The 20,494-nt window shown below is 54.4% G+C and carries 19 protein-coding genes and 1 tRNA gene; 3 read left to right on the top strand and 17 right to left on the bottom strand.

Annotated elements, in window-relative coordinates:
- Positions 1–18: 18 nt before the first annotated feature.
- The 8 genes from MOST_RS11740 to MOST_RS11705 all read right to left on the bottom strand — a co-directional run bounded on the left by MOST_RS11740 (position 19) and on the right by MOST_RS11705 (position 9,690).
- Positions 19–630 (bottom strand): DedA family protein, encoded by a 612-nt coding sequence (locus tag MOST_RS11740; RefSeq protein ID WP_054936408.1) that lies wholly within the window; start codon positions 628–630, stop codon positions 19–21.
- Positions 627–1,340: a phosphatidylserine decarboxylase gene (locus tag MOST_RS11735; protein WP_244267001.1), complete on the bottom strand. Its 714-nt coding sequence runs from the start codon at positions 1,338–1,340 to the stop codon at positions 627–629. The genes MOST_RS11740 and MOST_RS11735 overlap by 4 nt, the downstream gene beginning before the upstream one ends.
- On the bottom strand, positions 1,337–2,323 hold the full coding sequence (locus tag MOST_RS11730) for a glutamate--cysteine ligase family protein (protein ID WP_054936410.1): 987 nt from the start codon (positions 2,321–2,323) through the stop codon (positions 1,337–1,339). Before MOST_RS11730 ends, MOST_RS11735 begins: the two co-directional genes overlap by 4 nt.
- Positions 2,324–4,435, bottom strand: a complete 2,112-nt coding sequence (locus tag MOST_RS11725) for a PIG-L family deacetylase (RefSeq protein WP_083476561.1) — start codon at positions 4,433–4,435, stop codon at positions 2,324–2,326. It lies immediately after the preceding gene.
- A gap of 129 nt (positions 4,436–4,564) precedes the next feature.
- Entirely contained in the window at positions 4,565–5,242 is a 678-nt protein-coding gene (locus MOST_RS11720; RefSeq protein ID WP_054936411.1) for a formate dehydrogenase subunit gamma, read from the bottom strand.
- A gap of 119 nt (positions 5,243–5,361) precedes the next feature.
- Complete coding sequence (locus MOST_RS11715; RefSeq protein ID WP_083476562.1) at positions 5,362–6,060, bottom strand: 4Fe-4S dicluster domain-containing protein; 699 nt, start codon at positions 6,058–6,060, stop codon at positions 5,362–5,364.
- Between the two features lie 6 nt (positions 6,061–6,066).
- Complete coding sequence (locus MOST_RS11710) at positions 6,067–8,238, bottom strand: molybdopterin-dependent oxidoreductase (RefSeq protein ID WP_054936412.1); 2,172 nt, start codon at positions 8,236–8,238, stop codon at positions 6,067–6,069.
- Between the two features lie 264 nt (positions 8,239–8,502).
- A complete protein-coding gene (locus MOST_RS11705; protein WP_106007167.1) occupies positions 8,503–9,690 on the bottom strand; it encodes a YeeE/YedE family protein in 1,188 nt (395 codons plus the stop codon).
- Positions 9,691–9,769: 79 nt separating this feature from the next.
- Between MOST_RS11705 and MOST_RS17295 the strand changes: the two genes are divergently transcribed.
- A complete protein-coding gene (locus MOST_RS17295; protein ID WP_054936414.1) occupies positions 9,770–10,117 on the top strand; it encodes a LysR family transcriptional regulator in 348 nt (115 codons plus the stop codon).
- A gap of 12 nt (positions 10,118–10,129) precedes the next feature.
- On the top strand, positions 10,130–10,663 hold the full coding sequence (locus tag MOST_RS17290; RefSeq protein ID WP_083476564.1) for a LysR substrate-binding domain-containing protein: 534 nt from the start codon (positions 10,130–10,132) through the stop codon (positions 10,661–10,663).
- A gap of 63 nt (positions 10,664–10,726) precedes the next feature.
- Here the strand turns inward: MOST_RS17290 and MOST_RS11695 are convergent, their stop codons facing one another.
- From MOST_RS11695 to MOST_RS11650, 9 genes are all read right to left on the bottom strand, one after another.
- The gene (locus MOST_RS11695) at positions 10,727–10,951 is read right to left on the bottom strand and encodes a sulfurtransferase TusA family protein (protein ID WP_054936416.1); all 225 of its coding nucleotides are present in this window, start codon (positions 10,949–10,951) and stop codon (positions 10,727–10,729) included.
- Between the two features lie 131 nt (positions 10,952–11,082).
- A complete protein-coding gene (locus MOST_RS11690; RefSeq protein WP_054936417.1) occupies positions 11,083–12,762 on the bottom strand; it encodes a bifunctional diguanylate cyclase/phosphohydrolase in 1,680 nt (559 codons plus the stop codon).
- Between the two features lie 65 nt (positions 12,763–12,827).
- On the bottom strand, positions 12,828–12,959 hold the full coding sequence (locus MOST_RS11685) for a cyclic lactone autoinducer peptide (RefSeq protein ID WP_083476565.1): 132 nt from the start codon (positions 12,957–12,959) through the stop codon (positions 12,828–12,830).
- On the bottom strand, positions 12,956–13,564 hold the full coding sequence (locus MOST_RS11680) for an accessory gene regulator B family protein (RefSeq protein WP_054936418.1): 609 nt from the start codon (positions 13,562–13,564) through the stop codon (positions 12,956–12,958). The genes MOST_RS11685 and MOST_RS11680 overlap by 4 nt, the downstream gene beginning before the upstream one ends.
- On the bottom strand, positions 13,554–14,033 hold the full coding sequence (locus tag MOST_RS11675) for a hypothetical protein (RefSeq protein WP_054936419.1): 480 nt from the start codon (positions 14,031–14,033) through the stop codon (positions 13,554–13,556). Before MOST_RS11675 ends, MOST_RS11680 begins: the two co-directional genes overlap by 11 nt.
- Before the next feature lie 130 nt (positions 14,034–14,163).
- Complete coding sequence (gene sfsA, locus MOST_RS11670; RefSeq protein WP_054936420.1) at positions 14,164–14,901, bottom strand: DNA/RNA nuclease SfsA; 738 nt, start codon at positions 14,899–14,901, stop codon at positions 14,164–14,166.
- Positions 14,902–15,052: 151 nt separating this feature from the next.
- A tRNA-Ala gene (locus MOST_RS11665) sits at positions 15,053–15,128 on the bottom strand.
- Positions 15,129–15,187: 59 nt separating this feature from the next.
- Positions 15,188–15,670: an AAA-associated domain-containing protein gene (locus MOST_RS11660; RefSeq protein ID WP_054936421.1), complete on the bottom strand. Its 483-nt coding sequence runs from the start codon at positions 15,668–15,670 to the stop codon at positions 15,188–15,190.
- Between the two features lie 895 nt (positions 15,671–16,565).
- Positions 16,566–18,725, bottom strand: coding sequence for an HD domain-containing phosphohydrolase (locus MOST_RS11650; protein ID WP_106007160.1), 2,160 nt, complete (start codon positions 18,723–18,725; stop codon positions 16,566–16,568).
- Positions 18,726–19,121: 396 nt separating this feature from the next.
- On the opposite strand from MOST_RS11650, the gene MOST_RS11645 reads away from it, so the two are divergent.
- Positions 19,122–20,474 (top strand): citrate/2-methylcitrate synthase, encoded by a 1,353-nt coding sequence (locus MOST_RS11645; RefSeq protein WP_054936116.1) that lies wholly within the window; start codon positions 19,122–19,124, stop codon positions 20,472–20,474.
- The last annotated feature ends 20 nt before the right edge of the window (positions 20,475–20,494 follow it).

Below are 20,494 nucleotides of genomic sequence, written 5' to 3'. Positions count from 1 at the left end.
ATGAGGCGCAGGGATTTGTCAACCTAACTTTTTTCCATTTTTTCCCATACGCCGGCGCCGCCAGCAATAATAGATAGAACCGGCGGTAATGGCCAGCAGTACTAGGATCAGCAGGATATCCATCCACCAGGTGGCATACCGGCGGTAAAAGTGCCACCACCTCAGGAGATAATGGGCCCCCTTCCAGCTAGCATACTGCCAGGCCAGGGTCCAGGTAAAGGCCCCCAGGGCTGAATAAAGGGTATAAATGCCAGCCTCCATCCCCAGAACTCCCGCCGCCAGGATGGTGGGCGTCCTGATGGGACCGAACCAGCGGGCGAAAATAATCACTGCCGCTCCATAGCGGCCCAGCCAGTAACGGGCTGAGGCCAGGCCATCCTGCCCCAGGCCCCGGTGTAAAAAACGTTCGATTAGACCGCGTCCCGGCCTGGCCCCCAGCCAGTAGCCCAGCAAGTTGCCCAGGAGATTGCCGGCGGTGCCAACCAGTACTGCCCCCCAGAAGCTCATCTCCCCGCGTTCAATTAAATAACCGGCGGCCAGGAAGGCCGGTTCAAAGGGGATACCCGGCACACCTGTGCCTTCGATGACCAGCAGGCCAAAGAGGACCACATAGACGTGAACGGCTGTCACTGCTCTACCCCGCCTGCCGGCCGGTAACGGGCCACCACCGTCCGGGCGCCGTAAACCTGCTGGCCTACCCGGACGGCAAAGTCGACATCCTCCCTGAAGATAACCAGGTCTACCTGGGAACCCCGTTCGATAAAGGAAACCTTCTGGCCCCGGGTAACGGCCTGGCCGGAAGAAATAAAACAGTTAATCTTATTGACAAACTTATCAGCAATCTCGACCATGGCCAGCTGAATGTCATGGCCCCTTAAGAAGATGGTCAACCGTTCATTTACCAGGCGGTAGCGATGGCTGAAGAGATCTACCGCCCGCCGGAGATAGGTGAGGCGAATATATTCCCACAGGTCAACCATGGGTAAATTAACCCTGGCTTGGGTATGGACCATATTCTCCACCCGGGCCTCAATGGGAGCGTAGTTAAAATGGACGTCCAGGGGAGACATGTAGATACCCACGATCCAGCCCCTCTCGCCAAGGCCAGGGGCCTTCATTATTTCCTCAATGGGAATGGAGCGGCCCAGTTTTTCCGCTACCACTTCGCCATTGCGAAAGGGCTTGATATAGACCACCTTGCCGTCGGCCGGGGCCAGGATGGCCCCTTCCTCTTGCGGCGCTACCCGCACCGGGTCGCGATAAAACCATACCTTCCGCAGGTACCAGAAGATGCCCCCGCTAATGACGGCAAGGGCTGCCAGGATCTTAAAAAAGGTCACCATTCCGACCACACTTTCTTGATATTATAGGGCATCCTGGGTAAATAATAACCGCAAAAGCCGGCCAGCATCAAGGGCCAGCTGACCTTTCCCGGTGGCAGGGGCCGGGGCTTTAAAACCCCATTGCGGTAGGCATTATCCAGGGCAGCATAGGTGGCCAGGGTTCCCTCCTGGAGCCAGAGTTCCTTAATGGTGTCGGCAGGGGTACGGCGGAACAGGTCTTCCGGTACCGGCAGGAGCCGGGTTAAGTCACGGTAAACCGAGCGTAACTCCTCAATGTAACCATCTCTAGCTACCTTCAGGCGCAGGCTATTGTAAAACTTTATATCACCGGGATAATCTACATCAGCCAGGAGGATGGCCTGGATACACTCCAGGAGAATCCGGATGCGTGCCAGGTCCCACACCGGGTCAAAAACCCGGATCTCCAGGGTACCCAGGCGTTTGGATTTAATAAGGTCCTGGAAACGGTAACGCCTGTCCTCCCTTAAAGGCCCGATGGCAAAGGCCTCGGCCCAGCGGTAGGACTGGCCGTAATAACGGTTGCCGGCAACGGGAGAGTTGATTACCAGTAAGGCCAGAAGGGGTAAAAAGTAGACCAGGTTGCGGTAGGCCCGGTCGCGATCCGGGAAACCGCTGATATGAACGTGCATGCCGCAGATATTGGTAGGCTCCTCCTGGTCGAAGAGGTGTCCCACCGGGACGATCAGGCCGGAACAGACGGCCGCCAGCTCCCTGCGACGGCGTTCTAGATCGGCCAGCAGGTCCGGTATTTCCGCAAAGGTCCCGGTAGATATCTCAATGCCGCTCATCAGGCCAAAACGCAAATCCTTGCCCCGGGTAAAGTTGCAGGCCGTATGAGTATAATAATCGGCCGGGTCCCGCCAGAGAAGGCGGGCCAGGTAGTACAGGGATTGGAGTGTGGGCCGCTCCGGTTCGGTAATGAAAACTTCTTCTTCCAGGCCAAAGAGGAGGGGCGCCATTTATATATCGCCCCCATTTACTTGTAAAAGGCGCCAGGGTATCCGGTCCAGGGGTATTTTACCGATAGATGTGGTGGCGGTAAACATCAGGTGATGCTCTCCCGGTGCTACCAGATCCGGTAAAGCTATCTCAACACTGTGCTCGCTGAAGGTTGCCCGGACGATACCCGGGTCATAATCGTCCGGCCGGGTCAGCCACCTGACTTGCTTTTCCCCGGCGGCAACCTGAAAGGTGAAGCGCCGCACCTGGTCGTTAGATTTACCGGGCAACAGGTAGATGCTGGCCGTATATATTACTGGAAAGCCCGGCCGGCCCCAGGTATCCAGGCGTACAAAGGTGGTGTTGCCGGCCTGCAGGAGGTAAGCCGCTTTCAGATCACCGCCCCGTTCCAGTTTCCTGGTAAGCTGGTCACCGGCAGGATCAAAGGCTACCCGCGCCGCGGCGGGCCAGCCAGTAAAGTCGCCGTTCTCTCCCGGGCCGGCCTCAGCCCTGACCACCTGCTGCTCCGGAAGGCGGGAGAAAACTTCATTGGGCCGCTCAAAATTGGCCAGGAAGGTCGGCATGACCAGTTCCTGGGTCCGGTAGGCGGCCAGGGCCTTTTTCTTCCGGGCCAGGGCAGCCGGCGACAGGGGCAGTTTATACCAGGGTGTGCCTTGGGCCAGGAAATACCCGGGGGGCAACAGGGGTTTAGCTTCCCGCTCCAGGACGGGTAACATTTGCCAGGTACCGGTATGAATAACAAAGGTATAAAGGCGTGGCCTGAAGGATGGGTCTTCTCCCCTGACTTTTCCTGTGGCTGCCAGGGTAAAAGCCCCCGTGGCCCAGTGATCAGGGTGACTATCATTGGTATCAGTTACATAAATATCGGTAGGCCGGTAATCTTTGAGGATTTCTACCAGCGTCTGTAATAAAGCCGGGGCTGTATAGGGTTCACCCGGAGCAAAGGCCAGTTTATAGGGTACCGCCGCCTGACGGGTATAAACGGAGGTATAGGGTCTATCCTGGCGCCAGTATCCCAGCCACATGGGGGCCAGGCCGCCGTCGGGATAACCCAGAAAGATGATATCACCGGCTTTAACTCCCACGACCCCCAGGGCGGTGATGGCTTCCTGCTGCCGTACCCGCCCGTATTGCAAAAAGTCGCTGGCCCCTGCCGGCAAATGACCATTGAACCTTTCCACTCCCCGCCGGAACCCATCGCCGTTGGTCATAAAAATTACCTTAACGGTATCCCCCTGTTCTCTAGCCTCAGCCATGAGGCCCCCGGCACCGAGGGTTTCGTCGTCGGGATGGGGCGAAATGACCAAAATCCGGTGGCCTCCGGCCGGGAGTTCCAGATCAGGCATCCTCCCGGCGGCGGCTGCCGCCGCCTGCAGCATCAGGATATCATAATTCAAGGCTGCCGCCAGCACGAGCAGTAAAAGCAACAGTGCTACCGGCCGTGTTTTTATCTTTTTCCGCGTCAAACGCAAGATGTAGCCCAGGATGTCTTTATACATCCCCATACGGGCGACTACGCCCCGGTACAAACCCCGCTTTTCTTCCTTCATGATATGGGTCATATTGGCCAGGGGTATTTTCTGCACCCGCCAGCCCCGGGCGCGGGCTTCACTGGTAAGCAATACTTCGACTTCAAAACGGCTTTTTTCTGCTCCCACCGCCAGGAACAATTCTTTACGGATGGCCCGCTGCCCGGAAAGGTGGGGAGCAACCACCTGGGCCAGGTCTGTAAGCGATCGTCCCCGGCTGAAAATACCTATCGTCATATCGGCGCTGCCGGCCAGTAAAGGAGCAACCAGGGCTTCGACATGGGCTACCGTCAACCCCTCCAGGTCGGCATCCAGGAAAAGCAGGATATCCTCCCGGGCCGCACGGGCACCAACAGTCATGGCCGCCCCTTTACCCCCATTGGTAGCCAGCTCAATTACCCGGGCACCATGGCGGCGGGCAACACTGGCCGTAGCATCTTGCGAACCGTCGCTGACTACGATGATTTCGACGATGCTGGCCACTTCTTTTAAAGTATCAATTACTTTACCCACCGTAGCTGCCTCGTTGTAAGCCGGGATAATGGCACTGACGCCCCTTGAATAGAATCCTGCACCTGTCACTATTTTTCTCCCCTGTACCTTGCCTGGCTAGATCATAGTTGCTAGTTATTTCGCCATAGAATAAACTTTTCCTTCCCCTGACAATATTATTGCCCTGGAATTGCTCCAGGGCAACATCGGGCAGGATCTTTAAGCGATTTTTTGTTGTTTTTTCCCCTGAAATTCTCCGGCCTTTAGTTCCCGGTACCAGCGGGCATGGTGTTCGCGGACAAACCTGGCGGATACCTTACCTGAAAGCATGCCGTTGATGGACTCCCGGGAATTGGGGTGCCCCAGGGCCAGGTAAATATGGCCCAGGATGACGCCGCCCATGACCAGGGCCCCGGCCGAGTGCAGGGGCAGGGCCCAGGCCACCAGGGTAGGGGCAACGCTATCCCGCAGGAGCAAGATCCAGCCGGTAACGGCCATTAAAATGGAGCCCACAATGGTCAGGAGGGAGTTGAGTTTTTCCCCGGCGTTAAACTTGCCCTGCTCTGGAAGCTGCACCTTCAGCCCGAAAAATTCTCTGGGGAAGGCGGCGATAAAGCGGAAGTCGTCCCGGCCCCAGGTAAGGCACTCCTTGAGCCATTGCCCAACCGTACGTGGCGTGCCTAGCAGCAGGATAATTACCGTCAGGAAAGTAAAGGGATAGGCCATAACGTGATGAATGCTGCGAAAGAGACGCAACCCCTCGGGGCCTATCAGGCTGGCGTAGCTGCGGAAGACCAGGGCTGAACCCGTCAGCAACAGGACGATAAAAGTGATGCCATGGCTCCAGTGACCCAGGCGCTCGGCCAGGTTAAAGCGCTCCACCCTTTCTTCAGGCATTATTGCCGCCTCCTTTGAATATGAGATATGGGAAGTGGGAAGTGAGAGGTAGGATCCGTGGTGGCAACTGGCTGCGCCAGTTACCGGATTAAAAGCCTCTCTGCTCGCAATCCAGAATATTAATCCCCGTGATTTCTTTCCTTTTTAACTGTGTTGATCACTAAACTGGCAACTACGGCGCCGGCAGCCAGGCCCATGACGGTCTTCCCGCCCGGGTGGACAATATCCTGCCAGATGCGTACGGCACTGGATTCCTTGAGATCCGGGGGCAGGAAGGAAGGATCCAGGTTCCGCGGCGGTACATAAAAGATGGAAGTCCCTTTGATCTGGACGGCTTTCCTGGCGGCTATGGCCCGGGATAACTCGCTCCCCTTATCTTCCAGGTCGCCAAAAATCCTGGCCCCGGCCATACAGGTGTCCACGCAGGCCGGTTTTTGCCCGTTCTCTACAAAGTCATAGCAAAAATAACACTTCTGGACAATATTCCGTTCCTGGTTAAAGCTCCGGGCGTCATAGGGGCAGGCCGACTGGCAATAACGGCAGCCGATACACTTCTGCTCATCAACTACAACAATACCATCGGCGCGTTTCTGGGTAGCTCCGGTAGGACAGACACGGGCACAGGGCGGATCGTCGCAGTGCATGCACTGGGTGGTAACCACACCCCCTTTGACCCTGGGAAAAGTACCCACCTCATAACGGTGGACTTTAGTAAACTGCACCTGGGGTAATAAGTCCCACCTGGCCTGGCAGGCCACAGTGCAGCCGTGGCAGCCTACACAACGCGTCAGGTCTACGAGCATACCAAACTTAGCCATCTAAACTCACCCTGCCTTCCGTACCGTCACCAGAGTTTCGCACTGGGCCGCCGCCCCGGAGATAGGCGCCGTAATAATCGGTATCAAAGCGCTATCATTGGCTCCTTTGTTATAGGCCAGCTTTCTTAAAGGTACAACGCAGCCAAAGCCATGGGCCAGGAAAACGGCCTCGGGATGGATGCCCTCCGTCACCCGGGCCTTCACCTTGACCTTGCTTACCTTGGAAGCCACTTCAACCATATCCCCCGTCTTGATACCCAGCTTACCGGCCCGGCCGGGATGGATCCACAGCTCGTTTTCCGGCATGATGGCGTGCAGGTAGGCGTTGTTGTCAGTAGTGGTATGGGTGTGCATGGGTACATGGCCCTGGATGAAACGGAACTCGTCTCCCTTGGGTTCCACAAGGGGCGGCTCCCAGGCCGGGGTCAGGGTGCTGCCGGCCTTGACAAAGGCCTGGCAGGCCAGCTCAATTTTGCCGGAAGGAGTCTTGAGTTTGGTGTAATCGGGTTTCCTGGCTTCTACTTCGGCGACCCCTATCCGGGCCAGCTGCGCCTGGGTCAGGCCCAGGGGAGCCAGCAGGGCGTCGTTATATTGTTCCAGGGTAAAGTTAAAGTACTCGCTTAAGCCCGCGGCTTTAGCCAGGCCGGTGATGATTTCTTCAGCGCCTCTGGTATCAAAAAGGGGCTCTACTGCGGGCTGGCGCAACACCACTTTGTTGCCCGCCGTCATCAGAGGGTCGTACCTTTCCAGGTAGGTGGCTTCCGGCAACACATAATGGGCATAGTAGGCCGTATCGTTCATCTGGATATCGATGGCCACCACTAGCTCCAGCTGCTTCAACGCCTCAATGAAGGCCCCGGAATCCGTACTGGAGCGTACCGGGTTCAGGTGCTGGATCACTACCGCTTTGATGGGGTAGGGTTTATCTTCTTTAACCCTCTCAGGGAAAATCTGGATCATGCCGTGGGCTTTAATGAGGGGCCATTTCTCGCTGCCGGCCCCATCCCAGCGTGGCCCCGCTGCCGCCGGCGGTTTGGGCCCCATGATACCGGAGGGATCACCAAATTTAATCCCAGGCGGGAAGGCCAGGCCGCCTTTGGCGCCCAGGTTGCCCAGCAAGGCGTTGAGGGCGGCTACAGCCCGGGCCGTCTGGACGCTGTTGTAATACTGGGAACCGGTAACGGCATGCCAGCCGGGATCAATGGCTGCCGCCGGTTTGGCCGCTGCCAGTTCCCGGGCAATGCGGGTGATGGTCGTCGCGTCTATTCCCGTGATTTTAGCCGCCCATTCAGGGGTATAAGTGGCCACCCCGGCTTTCAATTCTTCAAAGCCCACAGTGCGTTCCGCTACAAAGGCGGCATCATAGAGGTTTTCATTAATGATAACGTTAATCATGCCCAGAACCAGGGCCAGGTCGGTACCCGGCCTGATGGGCAGCCACTCATCGGCAAAGAAAGCAAAATCACTCAGGCGCGGGTCTACGGCCACCAGGTGGGCGCCTTCTGCCTTAGCGGCAACTATCTTTTGAATATCAGGGTTTTTAATGCCCCCCGTGAGGTTGCGACCGAGGGCAATGTAGTACTTCACATTACGGTAGTCCACCCCGGGGACACCGCCGTACATTTGCTCAAAAGCCACGTTGCGGCTGCTGTAGCAGGTCGGTCCATGGCCGGTATAATTAGGAGAGCCGAAGGCGGCCATGAAATGCTTCTCCAGGGGTGCAATAAGCTCCGGGTGCGCCAGCCAGACCAGGGTCTGGGGGCCGTAACGGCCTTTCAATTCCTGGAGCTTTGCTCCAATTTCCTTAAAGGCCTGCTCCCAGCTAATGGGCTGGAACTTCCCTTCGCCCACCCTTTTCATGGGCTGCTTCAGGCGGTCGGGGTCATAGAGGGTCTTAGTTCCGGCATTGCCCCGGGCACATAAACGGCCATTGCTCTGGGAGTCCTTGGGATTACCGGTAAGGCGCCATACCCGGCCCTCCCGGACATGGGCCAGAATACCGCATTTAACCCCGCACATTTCACAAATAGTGGGGATGACCTGGGAAGCTGCCGGGGCTGCTGCCTCTGCCGCCTCCGCCTGCCCCAGGGGCACCAGCCTGCCGCCAAAGGTGGCCAGAGCCCCGGCTACCAGGGATCCTTTCAGGAAGGTTCGCCGGCTTATTCTTTGTTCTAACATGCCCTCACCTCCGTTATCAATTAAGTAACCTGTTGCTATTAACACATGTATTCAGGCATCTATTTGCCCTCAATGTTACTTTCACAATATATTTTACTAGTTAATCCCCTTTTCTCCTGCCTCCCTGGAATGGCCCCGGTAAAGGCCAAGGGGAGCTGCAAAAGCTCCCCTTGGCCAGGAATCATGCGGCCTGACAGCCCTTTGGTTCAGTAATTGTCTAACGGTATCTTCGACGGCCACCAGACCTTTCGATAGGTTGCAGGTTTATATCAGGAAACGGAGTAGGAGCTTGCTCCCCAGGTAAGCGCCGCCGGCCAGGCCCAAACCGAAGAGCCAGCCGTGGAGGGAGAAGGAAGCGATGCCGTTAAAAAGGGCTCCAATATTGCACCCCATGGCAATCCTGGCCCCGTAACCCATCAACAGCCCGCCCATTAAGGCGGCCGGCACCAGGGGCCAGCGCCGCGGCCAGTGGAAGCGAAATTCCGAAGCTGCCAGGGACGCCAAAGAGGCCCCCCCGATGAGCCCCAGGTCAAGGAGGGTACGGGGCTCGGCCAGGAAACCCAGGCTCAAAGCCCGGCTGTGGGTCGGCAGAGAATAATAGTACCAGTCCGGCGGCGCTCCGGTAAAAGCCTCCCAGAGCCAGGCGCCCCAGTAGCTAAAGGCGGTGGTAATACCCCAGGGCTGGCCCCCGCGCCAAATTAAAGCCACATCCAGGACCGCCAGGGCCAGTCCTCCAGTCCAGTAAGGCCAGGGACGGGTCCACAGGCGACGCAGGTGAAAGGGCTGCCGCGGCCTCCTGGCGGGGGTAAAATCAGGAAAGGACCGGTTTTCCAGGTGCCTTAAACCCAGGTAGATTAGCCCCAGGACCAGGAGCTGGATAACAAGGGCCGGCCCCCAGCCCAGCACTTTGGGGAGAAACAGGGTGGGAGAACGGCTGATGCTTACTTGCTGCCACCAGCCGAAATCACGGGCCCCCCAGAGGGAACCGCCGATAAAGGCGCCCAGGACCAGCCATTGCAGCAGGTGCCCCTCGCCGACCCGCATTAAATTGCCGCTGGCGCAACCGCCGGCCAGGACCATCCCCACCCCGAAGAGGAGGCCGCCGGCCAGGGTATGCCAGCCTACCGGGTGAACATCCGCCAGGGTAACCCCCGTCCAGGCCACCAGGGCCATCCCCGGGGTGGCTGCCGCCAGGGCGATGACCACGGCCCGGCTTAAAGAAGTGTTACCGGTAATGAAAGGATCGCGGAAGGCGGCCACAAAACAAAACCGGCTGCGCTGGAGGACAAAGCCAAAGGCCAGGCCAAAAAGCCAGGCTTCGCCCTGGCCCGGCCCGTGTCCCTGCAACCACCAGTAGATGCCGGCCGCCAGCAGGGCTAAACCAAGGGCGTAAGGTTCCTGGGACCTGAGGTTGACCTTGACCTGTTTATCCATTTGCAGCTCCTTTGCCATGGTACTTACCGCCTTATCCACCAGATAGTTGCGATATGTTATAATAAAATCGTAACCATCCATCAGGGAGGTCTGGTCCGTGAACCTCAACCACCTGCAGGCCTTTTGCACGGTAGCTCAGGTCAAATCCATTTCCGAAGCAGCCCGCATCCTGCACATGTCCCAGTCTTCCCTGAGCTATCAAATCCAGCTATTAGAAAATGACTTGGAAGTCGAACTCTTTACCCGCACTACCAAAGGGGTGGAGTTAACGGCCCTGGGTGAAATCGTTTACGAATACGGCCAGACCTTTCTCCAGCTGGCAGAAAATCTAAAACGCGACCTCAACAACTGGAAGAGCGGCCAGGAACGCCTCATTGTCGGCGCCAGCAGCAGCATCGGCAGCTATGCCCTGCCCTGCACCATTTACAGCTTTAAAGAAAAATAACCCGATGCCAATATCAAGTTACTGGTCGGCAACAGGGAAGAAACCATCCAGAAGTTGCTGGATAGAACTATTGATATCGGCCTCATTGAAGGACCTGTCGACCAGCCCGGCCTGGCCACCCGGGGTGTAGCTGAAGATGAACTCCTTTTAATTGTACCTGCCGGCTGGCAGGGCCAGGAAAGGGTGACTTTAGAAGAACTCTGCCGCCTGCCCTTAATCCTGCGGGAAGAGGGCTCCGGTACCCGCGGGGTGATTGCCCGCGCCCTGGCTGGGCAGGGTCTAACCATTGCCAACCTGAATGTTGTCCTGGAGTTAAATTCTAACGACGCCATTAAATCAGCCATTACCGCCGGCCACGGGGTTTCCCTCCTCTCCCGCCTGGCCATCCGGCGGGAAATCCAAACCGGCACTTTAAAGGCCCTACAGGTGGACGGCATTTCCTTTCGCAGCACCTTTAATATTGTTTACCCGGCCGGCAAACCGGCCACAAGTTTGCAAAAGAAGTTCTTTCGTTTCCTGTTAACTAATAAGAAGGCTTTCTGTTAAACCTTTAGCCAGCCCCCATGTATCTCTTCTGCTTCTCCCTACCTTAAACCCTAGCCAGTCAGGTTAACCCTTCTCAATTACAACTTCCCAGATGCCGTTGGCCACCCCTCTGACCTCGACGCGGTACCCCATTTTTTGCACTGTTTCGGCCAGGGACTGGCTGGTGCAACTGTGGTCACTGGTAACGATAAGAACATCGCCCCGGGCCAGTTGTTTGAGCTTGACCTTTGTGCGCACAATCGGTATCGGGCACATTTCCCCGCATGTATCCAACCGGTAAACAGCCATACCAGTTCCTGCTTCCATAATGTTTTTATTAACGTTTTATTAGATTTCGCTCCCAGGGCCATTGAATCCTGCCGTCCCTTGAACTTAACTCCAGAAACTCCTCATCACAGCCAGCCGCTAATAATTCTCCACTAACTTGCCAGCAAGCGAAAAATGCGTTCCGAAACATTGAGGAAGGCCGTAACAATTTCTGGATCATATAGGGTTCCAGCCCCTCGTTGGAGTTCTTCCAGACAACGGCTGACAGTTAGAGCCCGGCGATAGGGTCTATTGGTTGCCATAGCATCAAAGCTATCCACCACTCGTAAAATCCTGGCACCAAGGGGTATGGCCTCGCCTTTCAATCCAGAGGGGTAACCCGAGCCGTCAAAATTCTCGTGATGGGCAAGAATTATGGGGGTGCATTTGGCCAGCAGGGGTACAGAACGAACTATTTCGCCCCCCCAGACCGGGTGTTGTTGAAAAAGCAAACGCTCTTCCTCGTTTAAAGGAAGAGGTTTGTTTAAAAGTTCACGTTCTATCTCTATCTTACCGATATCATGGAGAAAAGCGCTGAGCCTGAGGGTATTTAACTCTTCTGCGGGTAAATTGAGATATTCGCCAACAACTACTGCATACTCTGTAACCCGTTCGGAATGCCCTCGTGTGTAGCGGTCCTTGGCCTGGATGACACTGAGAAGGGTCTTTAACGTATTGAGCAGGTCCTCACCCGTACTGTTATATGAGGTGCAAAGCTCGTCTAAAACAGAAAAGTAGATCTCCGTCCTGTTCTTACGAACCGATTTGGCCCGGAAGAGGGCATCATCGGCCCGGCGAATAAGCTCTATGGATGTATTAGCATGAACAGGGTAAGTAGCAATGCCCAGAGACAGGGTGATCTTTTGGGCAGGTTGATACTCCTTGCCAAAGAAAGGGTAATTCTCGACTTCTTTACGAATCTGTTCAGCAACAGTAAGTGCCTGCTGGCTGGAGTACCCGGGTAACAGTATAGCAAACTCTTCCCCGCCATAGCGTGCAGCTACAGCCTCTGAGGGAACTGTATGGCTAATAATCTCACCAATTTTCTTTAGGACCTTGTCCCCCTCAAGGTGTCCCAAAGCGTCGTTGTACGTTTTAAAGTAATCAACATCGGCAAGAACTAGGGAGAGGTTTAAATTTTCCTTTTTAGCCCGGGTAAACAGGTCTTCAAAGGTGTGGTAAAAATAACGTTTATTCCATAAGCCTGTCAGGTCGTCTCTATTAGCCAGTTCTGCCAGCTTTTTGATGGTTTCCCTTTCTATATCTAGAAATCCCCCGATCAGCCAGGCGGCCATAAAAATAATTAAGCTGAGGACCAGGTCGGCTTCCAGGGCTTTATTGACCCCGTCAGGAGAGTAATGCAGCAGGTCAGGAATAATAAGAGGTATGACACATAATAAAGAAAATATAAGGCCATATTTTTGTCCCTGATTTATTGCTGCATAGATCACCGGGACAAAGTAAAGGACTTTAAAGGAACTGCCATGGAAATCTGAAATAAAGACGATAGCTATGGTAAAGACCCAGATAAGAAAGGTAATTAGTAAACTTATGGGGCGTGGTGGTTCGCTTGAGGTAAGAACTATTACATAATCTTTTGTGAGATAAATTATTCCTGCTAAAGCAAACACACCCAAAGCAATACCAAGTTGATAATAGTTATACATCGCTTTGGGACTAAAAGGAAGGCCCATGGCGCTCAATAAGGCTATAGTCATAACGGTAAAGGCGCACAGGTAAAAGAATAAGACATATTCAGCTATCTTCTGGCTTCGTTCTTCCTTCCATTTCATGCTAAACCTTCCCTATAAATATTAGAGAGGTGAACTCCACCTCTCTAAGTTCTAAATCCCCGATTTTACTTTCTTAAACTTTGAGGCACTTCAGGCTCATAGAGACCAAAATAACAGGCTGAGGCAGCATTTACATAGGCCAAAAAGGTAGCCATAAAAGCAACTGCCGCCAGGAAGACCACTGCCACGCGCTTCATCCCGGTTTCACCTCCTTATTCTGGCTTAGGCTGGCAAGATAAATAATGGCAGCCTGCCAGGCCAGGCCTACAGCCCCGGCCAGGGCCAGGGAGGGCCACTGACCGCGCATGAAAAGCAAGATTACCGGCACTATTAGCGAAATGCCAACAGCTAATCTGTGGAGCTTGCGCCGTAATACAGGGGAATTTATCGGTTTGGCCGGGCTTGTTACCGGGGTCAGCCACGCGCTGATGGCTAAACTTAAAAGGCCGCTGCCAGAAACTACCCAGGCTATGTGCTGCTGCATAAATAAATATTCGCTCAACCGGCGAGCCAGGAAGCCCATGATACTAAAAATTAGTGCTGTAAAAGATAAACATTTGCCCGGGGAGCTTAGATGCATTCCTCCACCCGGGAGCCGTACCAGGCTGGCACACAATAAAGCAAACAGGGTTTCCGAAGGGGCCCCGACCAAATAGCCCCCCAAGGCGACAGCTATTAAGCCCATCGCACCTAAAAAGAGCAACTCCAACCCGTAAGCCAGCACTTCTTCCTGCGCCCTGGTAGCTTGCAGTTCCACAGCCAGATACCGGGCCAGGCTACCTGCCGCCTTATTAATATTCACCTGCGCGCCCAGCCCCTTTACCCGTTCTCCTGTTTAAAATCCTGTTAGAAACTATTGCCACCAGTAAAAGTAGTACTACATTCGGCCAGCCTGCCAGTACGCGTAGCCAGATATGGCTATAAATCTCTTCAAGTCTAAAACCCGAAGCGAAAATAACAAACTGCATGAATAAAATCTCTCCTGCAACAACAGTTACTAATGCTGTTATTCCACTTCTTATGGCCACGGCCAAATTGCAGGAGGTAACTTTTTTAAAAACCAGGATGGTAAATAAAAAATTTAAGATGGTATTAACACCAAAAGCGATAGGCAGCCAGCGTATCAGGTAAAAAAAGACCCCAAAAATTAGACCAGTAGGTAAGATGGAGCGCCAAGGGAGACCATAGCCTGCCGCTGCATACATAACGGCGGCAATGCCGATAGCCTCAGGTATCCCCTGCAACAGCCAGGCTATAAAAGGAATTTTCATTTTCTCTTCACCTGGAGGTATTTATTCGACGTATACCGCAAATTTCCTGCCCACTAACGGTACATTTTTTACCAGTAAATATTTATCATTGTTGTGCATTAATCCAGGCGCAGGCTCCAGCAAAGGTCGCTCAGGTTAGCTTTACAGGTACGGCAGCACTGAGACGTGCCGCTGCCTGGCTGATGCGGCAGCGGTGGGCGTAAACTTCGACCCCGGCATTTGCCGCCTCCCGCAAAGCCCGGGCAAAAAGGGGATCGGTGGCTTCGTTGGGGGCAAAACTCGAGGCATCTTCCCGCTGGATTATAAATACCACCGCTGCCCGGTAACCCCTGGCCCGTAAAGCCATTAACTCTTGCAGGTGGCGGCTGCCGCGGCTGGTGGGGGCATCGGGAAACAGGGCCACCCCTGCACCGGTCACCAAAGTTACTGATTTGACCTCAACATAACAGGGTGGCAGCCCCTCACCATGTGGTCTCGCTTCCTGCTCCTCCCCGCCCACCGATAATAAAAAGTCCAGGCGGCTGGAGCCGGCCCGGACTTCCGCTGTTAGCTGCCGGTAGCCCTGAAAAGCCTCCAGTTCTCCGGCGCGGAAGGCAGCGGCAAAAAGGCGGTTGGGCAGGCGGCTGTCCAGGGAAATAAAGATGCCGTCCCGGCGCAACAGGACCACGTCGTAGAGAGTTTTCCGCTTTTCCCCGGCTTGCGCCGGGGCGAGGTAAAGCTCGGCCCCGGGCAACAGCAATTCTGCCAGCCGCCCTGGGTCGGCCAGGAAGGCCTTTACCTGTTGCCCGGCCTTTTCCGCTATTACGGTAAAGCGGTTGGGCCGGGCCAGGAAACGGGCTTTACTCATGTTTTCAGGCAACTTGACCATAAAAATCCCTGCCCTCCGGAAGCTATACTGCTCTAGCTCTTACCCTTTGCTCACTACCACCATACCGCACCCAAAAACGTCAAATCCGGTAATGTTAATCAGGTGGCAAAAATAAAAAATGCCGCATCACTCTGCGGCACTTTTTCTTTTCTGGTGGAGCTAAGGGGAGTCGAACCCCTGACCTCTTGAATGCCATTCAAGCGCTCTCCCAACTGAGCTATAGCCCCACGGCACTGTTAATTATACTGGCCCCTGACCTGTTTGTCAAGGGCCAGCTGAATAATCTTTATTCTCCCTTATCCAGGTATAAAACTTCTCCCTTGGTATCATAGCCGATAATCTCGGCAAAGCGGCCCCAGTCGACGACGGTTTTAAACAGGAGTTCGGCATCCTCATCAGACATCCGGCGGGCAAAGCGGCTGATAACTTGAGCCCGCCGCACCTGCCGGCCACGCCTGGAATTAATTAGCTGCAAGACCTCTTTAAAAACCGGTAACTGCCGTAACCGGCCGGCAATTATATCTTTCCGTTCGTTGATGTCAGCATTGAGCAGCTGGGTGCCCAAACCGGTCAGGGTAATATCGCCATTGGTAGTTTCAATAAAGCCCAGCACCTTAGCTGCCTCTATGACCGGTCCGATATCATCCAGTTCCATCGAAAGACTGCTGGCCAGTTTAAAGATATCTTCCCTCCCCCGGACATCCTCCAGCATTTCGAGCAGGCCAATGACCATCCCTATACCTACCTGGGGTAAAGGCCCAGTGTCCACCGTGGCTATGACCCCCTATTGGATACCATCTTCAGGTACCACTATTTTATCATATTATACCAGATCTTAGAACAGAATTCATTACCCGCTAAAAATGTCCTGGTATCAAGGTTTTCAGGTTTTAGATTTCGTTTTTGCTAACCGCTGCTAACCTGTGCCCCCCTTAAGTGCCCTGACTATCGCTCTAGCTGCTTCCTCCTGCGCATCAGGCAGGACATACGAATAGGTGTCATGGGTGTGGCGAATGTGCCTGTGATATTCGGGACAACTACTCCCTGCTGCACCGGTAGCTTTGAATAATAAGGCCAGAAGGACGAATGTAGTTAAGCTGCTCAGCATGTTCTGCTGGGCCAGGAAGGCTGCAGATTGTTCAATTTGCGAATATGGACCGGTTCTGTGATGAATGTGAGGACCTACCCCCCAAACGCATAGAAACGGTCCTTCTTTGCTTCTTTCTCGGCGTACATGCGCGTGTCAGCAGCGGAAAGAAGAGTGCGGGCGTCCCCACCTTCCTCGGGAAAGTAGGCTAATCCGGCCGAAATGCCGACCTTTATACCCCCCGTACAAGGCAGCTTTGCCAGCAAATTTTTCGGGCCCGCATCCTTTCCGGTTACGCCCTTTATGAAGGCAAATCGCCATGCCCAGGGCTGATAGAAAATATATCACGGTTTTACAGAACTTAGACAAGGCCTTAGCCTGCTCTATGCTCATTACCAAATGACCTCGCATTTTTATAGCTGACCAATTTGGCAGCGCGCCAAGAACTCAGCTCGTTGGGGGGTATGCTATTGTTTGTTACCGCCTCGGTTGCACGTGGCGCTGTCAGTATAAGCCATCCCGCCTGCTTAGCCCGAACGGTCGTTGCCCTCCCCGCCATAATATGATCCGGCTCTGGTCAAAGCGGTCGCCTCAGTAAAAAAAGTATTTCGCCAAGTAAAGCTATCAGGGTGCCCCCCCCCCCCCGTATAGCAATATCTTCCATTTTCTCTTGCGGAATCCGTAAAAATGCCTCTACCACCCGGGGGTCAAACTGCCGACCTGCACACCGTTTCAATTCCTCATATGCCTCCTGCGGGGTAAATGCCTGCCTGTAAGGCCTGGCGGAGGTCATGGCGTCGTAGGCATCCGCCACACGAATAATGCGCGCCAGAAGCGGGATCTCCTCTCTTGATAGGCCAGCCGGATAACCCCCGCCCCCATAGTCTTCGTGATGGTGCCGTACGGCTGCAATAACCGCCGCAGGGAACCGGGCCGGTTCCAGGATCCTGGCTCCTACTTCAGGATGACCCTGCATCTCTTTTCTTTCTTCCGGGGTGAGGGGGCCCGGTTTAAGAAGAATGTCCTCTTGTATGCCAATTTTGCCCAGGTCGTGTAATAGGCCGGCCATGTAAACCTGTTCCTCCGCTTCTGCACCAAGTCCCAGCATACGGGCGCAGGAGCGTGCCCATTGGGCTACCCGGATGGAATGCCCCCTCGTGTATACGTCCTTGGCCTCCAATGCCGCTGCCAGCGCTTGTACGGTACTCAGGTAGTACTCCCGCAGGGAGGAGTAAAGGCGGGCGTTTTCCAGCGCCAGCCCGACTTGAGCCGCAACGGTACCCAGGTACTCAACTTCCTCTTCCGACCAGCGGCGCGGTACAGGAGAATAAACCTTCAATGTGCCCAGAATCTTTCCGCCTGCTTTCACCGGCACCACAACCATGGTCCGCATCTCAAGCGCGTAGTAGGGCAGGTGCCTACCAGACCCGTTGGCAGCCAGGTCCTCTACTACCACGGCTTCCCCTTTTTGGAGCACTTCACCCAACAAGTTATCCTCCGGCCGGACGCGGGCGACCCTCGCCTGCAACTTCTGGTTCATACCCAGGCTGGCCCTCAGCACCAATTCGCCGGTATTTTCGTCAAGTACCCGCAGGGCACACCACCGTGCACCCAGCACGTCCCTCACACTTGCCAGGGCCGATTCAAGCACCAGGTCCACATCAAGGTGGCTCGATAACACCTGCCCTACTTCGATCAGCCGTTCCAGCATCGCTGCCCTTTCCCGCACCTTCCGGAAAAGCCGGGCATTTTCCAGCGCCAGCCCCAGAATGGTGCCCAGGGTGGTCAAGAAGATGGCTTCCTCTCCAGTGAAGCGCTGCCCCCCTGGCTTGCCTGCTAAGGTGAGTACCCCCGTTACCTTGCCCCCAGCTGTAAGAGGTACTGCAACTGCCGGCCGCTTTTCTTCGGGCGTGCTTTCTCCGGGGCGGCTGTCAAAGTGCGCGGCGACAGCTTCCCGCTCAACCGCGGCTATTATTTCCCCTGCAGGAATTACCCTTAATTCGTTGTACGGCTCCAGGGTAGCCGCCACCTCAAGATCCGCCGCCCCTGGTCTCGCTTCGCCCAGCATTATCACCGACCCGCTGGTGGCACCAGTCAATTCCAGCACCGCTTGAAGTCCCTGCCGGGCAGCTTCGGCCACCTGCAGGCTGCCGGAAACAGTTTTGCTGAATTCAAAGAGAGCGCTGATTTCGTCTGCCTTTTTCTGCAGTTCCTGCCTGGTGTACAGCAGCTGGGCCACGGTTTCCGTTACTGCCCCCATCATCTCCGCCGCAATCCAGAGCCGCTCTTCAGACCAGAGGGGTACCGTTCTGGCCGCCGCTAAAAGCTCCTCTCGGTCAATGCCTGTTTCCCGGGCCAGCTGCGCCACTGCCTCTTCTGTAAGCGGCTGCAGAGCTGCACTGCCACCCACCAGTACCGCCACCGTTTCTCCCGCTACCCGGAGAGGGACCGCCAGGTGCACCAGCCCGGCATGGCAGGTGTCGCGAACCGCTCTCCCTGCCTCCAAGGCAGCCCTGGTAGAGACAACACGTGTAGCCGCGCACCTGGCTCTTCCTTCTGGACTAGCATTAAGCAGGGCGCAGAAAGAGCACAGGTTGGAGATTTCGGTGAGCGGTTGCCCATCCGGGCAGGTGACCAGAGCTGCCAGTCCCAGAGCCTGGCTCATGCTCTCTTGCAGTCTTTGTAAGCCGATGTGTTTCAGTTCTTCGTAGTACTGTATTAATTTCCCTCTCTCCATGAAAGGAACCACATACCTCCTGCTGGGAGTGCTCGCCAGAAAAGGCCTGCTTGCCGGACCGGCAGTCCCGCGAGAGTGTTAAATGACGGCCCTTTGGCAGCCGCTCTTTACCTCCTTGCTCTCTGGATCACCAGGGACAAAGGCCGGACAGAAATATTTGCCCCTACTTCAGTGTTTAAAAGCTATCATATTGCTATGTTTCCGGTCCCGCTAATAACGTTAACTAGAGATTCGACACAAACTACCAATTTCCTCCAAGCTCAGCGGTCTTCCATCATTTTTATCCCTTATTCATCACAACTAATTTTTCTCCATCTAAAAAAGGAAAACAAGCTTTGGTGAAGAATATAAAGAGGATAAATAACTTTACCCGTTTAGTAGAAAGGATGTTTTAACATGCAAATAGATGGGTTGACCTACCTGGATCGACTTGCTCTGTTAGCCGAAAAAAATAACTACATCGAGCCTGATTTATATGAGAAGTATAATGTCAAACGGGGCCTGCGTAACAGTGACGGTACCGGTGTCCTGGTGGGCCTGACCGAGATCGGCGAAGTCCACGGCTACATTCTCGATGAGGGCGAGAGAATCCCCGATCAGGGGCGGCTGCTCTACCGGGGCATCGACATCTGGGATATTGTCAAAGGTTTCCAGAAGGAAGGGCGCTATGGTTTCGAGGAAGTTTGTTATCTATTGCTTTTTGGAGAATTACCCGACCGGCAATGGCTGGAGGAATTTACAAATCTCCTTGCTGAAAACCGGTGCCTCCCTGATGGATTTGTTGAAGACATGATTTTAAAAGCTCCCAGTAATGATATCATGAATAAATTAGCCAGGAGCGTTTTAGCTTCTTATTCCTATGATAAAAACCCGGATGATTTAAGTATCAAAAACGTCGTCAGGCAGAGTATTGAGCTGATTGCCCGCTTCCCCATCATGGTGGCCTACGGTTACCAGGCTAAAGTCCATTTTTATGAAAATCAAAGTTTGTATATTCACCTGCCGCGAAAAGACCTGAGCACGGCCGAAAACTTTCTGTACATGATCAGGCCTGACAACCACTACACCCGCCTGGAAGCCGAACTGCTGGACCTGGCCCTGGTGCTCCATGCCGAGCACGGCGGCGGCAACAACTCGACCTTTACCGTCCATGTGGTCTCTTCAACGGGGACCGATATCTATTCGGTTATTGCGGCAGCGGTGGGTTCTTTAAAGGGTCCAAAACACGGCGGCGCCAATATTAAGGTAATGGAAATGATCGATGATATAAAGGCAAATGTGAGGGACTGGGCTGATGAGGAGGAAATTAAATATTACCTGACTAAAATTCTAAATAAGGAAGCCTTTGATAAAAAGGGATTGATCTATGGCCTTGGCCATGCTGTTTATACCCTGTCTGATCCCCGGGCTGTTTTATTGAAAAACAAGGCTGCTGAACTGGCCAGAGAGAAAAACATGGAAGAAGAATTTGGCCTCTACCTGACCATTGAAAAGGTGGCGCCGGAATTATTTGCTGCGAAAAAGGGTACCGAAAAGATTATCGCTCCCAACGTGGACTTCTATTCTGGCTTTGTTTATAAGATGTTAAATATTCCCGTCGAACTTTATACGCCAATTTTTGCCATAGCCAGAATCTCCGGCTGGTGTGCCCACCTGCTGGAAGAGCTGGTGAGCGGGGGCAGGATTATCAGGCCCGCCTATAAAAATGTGATAGGTAAAAGAAAGTATATTCCCCTTGAGCAAAGGTAAATTGCCTTTGCTAGAAGGAG

Source organism: Neomoorella stamsii (genome assembly GCF_002995805.1).
Taxonomy (GTDB): Bacteria; Bacillota; DSM-521; order Neomoorellales; family Neomoorellaceae; genus Neomoorella; species Neomoorella stamsii.
This window is presented reverse-complemented; position numbering and strand designations above follow the sequence as displayed.

What these genes read in the sequence shown, in the direction of transcription:
- MOST_RS11695 (WP_054936416.1), bottom strand. Translation starts at nt 10,951, where the DNA reads ATGGCTGTTTACCGGTTGGATACATGCGGGGAAATGTGCCCGATACCG.
- MOST_RS11685 (WP_083476565.1), bottom strand. Translation starts at nt 12,959, where the DNA reads ATGAAGCGCGTGGCAGTGGTCTTCCTGGCGGCAGTTGCTTTTATGGCT.
- MOST_RS11720 (WP_054936411.1), bottom strand. Translation starts at nt 5,242, where the DNA reads ATGCCTGAAGAAAGGGTGGAGCGCTTTAACCTGGCCGAGCGCCTGGGT.
- MOST_RS11710 (WP_054936412.1), bottom strand. Translation starts at nt 8,238, where the DNA reads ATGTTAGAACAAAGAATAAGCCGGCGAACCTTCCTGAAAGGATCCCTG.
- MOST_RS11730 (WP_054936410.1), bottom strand. Translation starts at nt 2,323, where the DNA reads ATGGCGCCCCTCCTCTTTGGCCTGGAAGAAGAAGTTTTCATTACCGAA.
- MOST_RS11705 (WP_106007167.1), bottom strand. Translation starts at nt 9,690, where the DNA reads ATGGCAAAGGAGCTGCAAATGGATAAACAGGTCAAGGTCAACCTCAGG.
- MOST_RS11690 (WP_054936417.1), bottom strand. Translation starts at nt 12,762, where the DNA reads ATGAAATGGAAGGAAGAACGAAGCCAGAAGATAGCTGAATATGTCTTA.
- MOST_RS11650 (WP_106007160.1), bottom strand. Translation starts at nt 18,725, where the DNA reads ATGGAGAGAGGGAAATTAATACAGTACTACGAAGAACTGAAACACATC.
- sfsA (WP_054936420.1), bottom strand. Translation starts at nt 14,901, where the DNA reads ATGGTCAAGTTGCCTGAAAACATGAGTAAAGCCCGTTTCCTGGCCCGG.
- MOST_RS11715 (WP_083476562.1), bottom strand. Translation starts at nt 6,060, where the DNA reads ATGGCTAAGTTTGGTATGCTCGTAGACCTGACGCGTTGTGTAGGCTGC.
- MOST_RS11645 (WP_054936116.1), top strand. Translation starts at nt 19,122, where the DNA reads ATGCAAATAGATGGGTTGACCTACCTGGATCGACTTGCTCTGTTAGCC.
- MOST_RS11675 (WP_054936419.1), bottom strand. Translation starts at nt 14,033, where the DNA reads ATGAAAATTCCTTTTATAGCCTGGCTGTTGCAGGGGATACCTGAGGCT.